Source organism: Roseospira navarrensis (assembly GCF_009601025.1).
Taxonomy (GTDB): Bacteria; Pseudomonadota; Alphaproteobacteria; order Rhodospirillales; family Rhodospirillaceae; genus Rhodospira; species Rhodospira navarrensis.
Map to the genome: position 1 here is coordinate 1 of NZ_WIVE01000141.1, position 2,132 is coordinate 2,132.

The following is a 2,132-nucleotide window of genomic DNA, read 5'->3' on the forward strand; positions in this document are numbered from 1 at the left end:
CCGGATCGCGGATCACGATGACAACGGGCAAAGACCCCATCCTGAGACGATCACACGATCCGGTGCGGGGCCCCGGGTGGCCACCCGGGGCCCCGCAACCCGGCATCTCCACAATGCCACAAATCAAACAGACAATCCTGAAGCCGCGAAGCGGCTGAAGGACCTCGAGCGCAGGTCTCCGACCCCCTGCAAAGACCTGGAAGAGCGATCCCGTTAACCTGAGCCCGTCGCCCTGGGCGGGCCGCGAAATCCGCTGGCGGGCGGTGGCGGGGATCGGGTATGGAGCGGGCATGGCCCTGCTGCGCTCCATCGCCACCGTGGGTGGCTACACCCTCATCAGCCGCGTCACCGGCTTCGCCCGCGACATCCTGGTGGCGGGTCTGCTGGGCGCGGGCACGGTCTCCGACGCCTTTTTCGTCGCCTTTCGGTTCCCCAACCTGTTCCGCCGGCTGTTCGCCGAGGGCGCGTTCCAGGCCGCCTTCGTGCCCATCTTCGCGGGCCTGCTGGAGACCGACGGCCGCGAGGTCGCCCGCACCTTCGCCCGGCGCGCCTTCAGCGTGCTGGCCCTGATCCTGCTGGTGTTCACGGCGGCGATGGAAGTGCTGATGCCCTTCGCCATGATCGTCATGGCGCCCGGGTTCGACGCCGTGCCGGGCAAGATGGAGTTGGCGACGGAACTGACCCGGATCGCGTTCCCCTACCTGCTGTTCATCTCGCTGGTGTCGCTGCAATCGGGCGTGCTGAACTCGCTGGGGCACTTCGGGGCGGCGGCCGCCGCCCCCATCCTGCTCAACCTGACCCTGATCGCGGCCCTGGTGGGGTTCACACCCCTGATGGAGACGCCCGGCCATGCCCTCGCCTGGGGCGTGTTCGCCGCCGGCGTGATCCAGTTCGCCTGGCTGGCCTGGCACTGCAGGCGGGCCGGCATGGGCCTGCTGCCGCCGATCCGGCCGAAGCTGACGCCGCGCGTCCGTCTGCTGGGACGGCGCATCCTGCCCGTGGTGCTGGGCGGCAGCCTGTACCAGATCAACCTGCTGATCGGCACCATCCTGGCCTCGCTGCTGGCGGACGGCGCGGTGTCGTGGCTGTACTACGCCGACCGGGTCACCCAGTTGCCGCTGGGGGTCATCGGCGTGGCCGTGAGCACCGCCCTGCTGCCGCTGCTGTCGCGCCAGCTCAAGGCCGGCCAGTGGGACGCCGCCCGGCACAACCAGAACCGGGCGCTGGAATTCGCGCTGCTGCTGACCCTGCCGGCGGCGGCGGCGCTGATGGTGATCCCGGGCCCCATCATCGGCACCCTGTTCGAACGCGGCGCGTTCAGCCCCGCCGACACCGCCGCGACGGCGGCGGCGCTGATGGCCTTCGCGGCCGGGCTGCCCTCCTACGTGCTGGTCAAGATCCTGGCGCAGGCGTTCTTCGCCCGCGAGGACACCGCCATGCCGGTCCGGATCGCCGCCGCCGCCATGGGCGCGAACATCGTGCTGAACCTGATCCTGATGCAGATCTGGGGGCATGTGGGGATCGCGCTGGCGGCCGCGCTGTCCAACTGGGGCAACGCCATCGCCCTGGCCGTGGTGCTGCACCGGCGCGGGACCCTCGGCGTGGACGCCCGCCTGCGCGCCCGCCTGCCCCGCATCGCCCTGGCCACCGCGCTGATGGCGGCCGCCCTGTGGGGCGGCGCCCTCGCGCTGGACGATGTCATGGCGCTGGGCGACCCGGCCCGGCCCCTGGCGCTGGCCGGGCTGGTGCTGGGCGGCATCGTGGTCTACGGGGTGGCCGCGCAGCTTTCGGGGGCCGCCAGCGTGGGCGAGCTCAAGGCCATGCTCCGCCGCAAGGGCGAGGCCCGGATGCAGGCCCCGGTTCCGCCGGAGTAACCCCGAGCGCACGCGCGGACTCCGCCACCAGCCCTTTAACTACGAAGGGAATTTAGAGTTCTTGAATTCTCTTCCTTTTTCTTTTTCAACCGCTCAAGACTCGCCACTGCGCTTTCAAGTCCATCCTTTTTCTCCTTGAGGAAATTTTCTGCACTATCTCGATCTTTGAATTTTTCTCCAGAAGGCTTATCCCTTTGAGTCCGGGACCACATCATGTGGTGACAGGTGGCCTGAAACGGCGTAGAACATAACGTGAAC

General features: G+C 68.8%; 2 protein-coding genes. One reads left to right on the top strand and one right to left on the bottom strand.

Annotated elements, in window-relative coordinates:
• The first annotated feature begins 290 nt into the window (after positions 1 to 290).
• On the top strand, positions 291 to 1,874 hold the full coding sequence (gene murJ / locus GHC57_RS18930) for a murein biosynthesis integral membrane protein MurJ (RefSeq protein ID WP_153347193.1): 1,584 nt from the start codon (positions 291 to 293) through the stop codon (positions 1,872 to 1,874).
• Between the two features lie 35 nt (positions 1,875 to 1,909).
• Here murJ and GHC57_RS19695 read toward each other — a convergent pair.
• Positions 1,910 to 2,132 (bottom strand): hypothetical protein (locus GHC57_RS19695; protein WP_211369259.1); only part of this gene is annotated, 223 nt, incomplete at its 5' end.

Excerpts from the sequence above, each read along its gene's own strand:
- murJ (WP_153347193.1), top strand. The coding sequence starts at position 291 with ATGGCCCTGCTGCGCTCCATCGCCACCGTGGGTGGCTACACCCTCATC.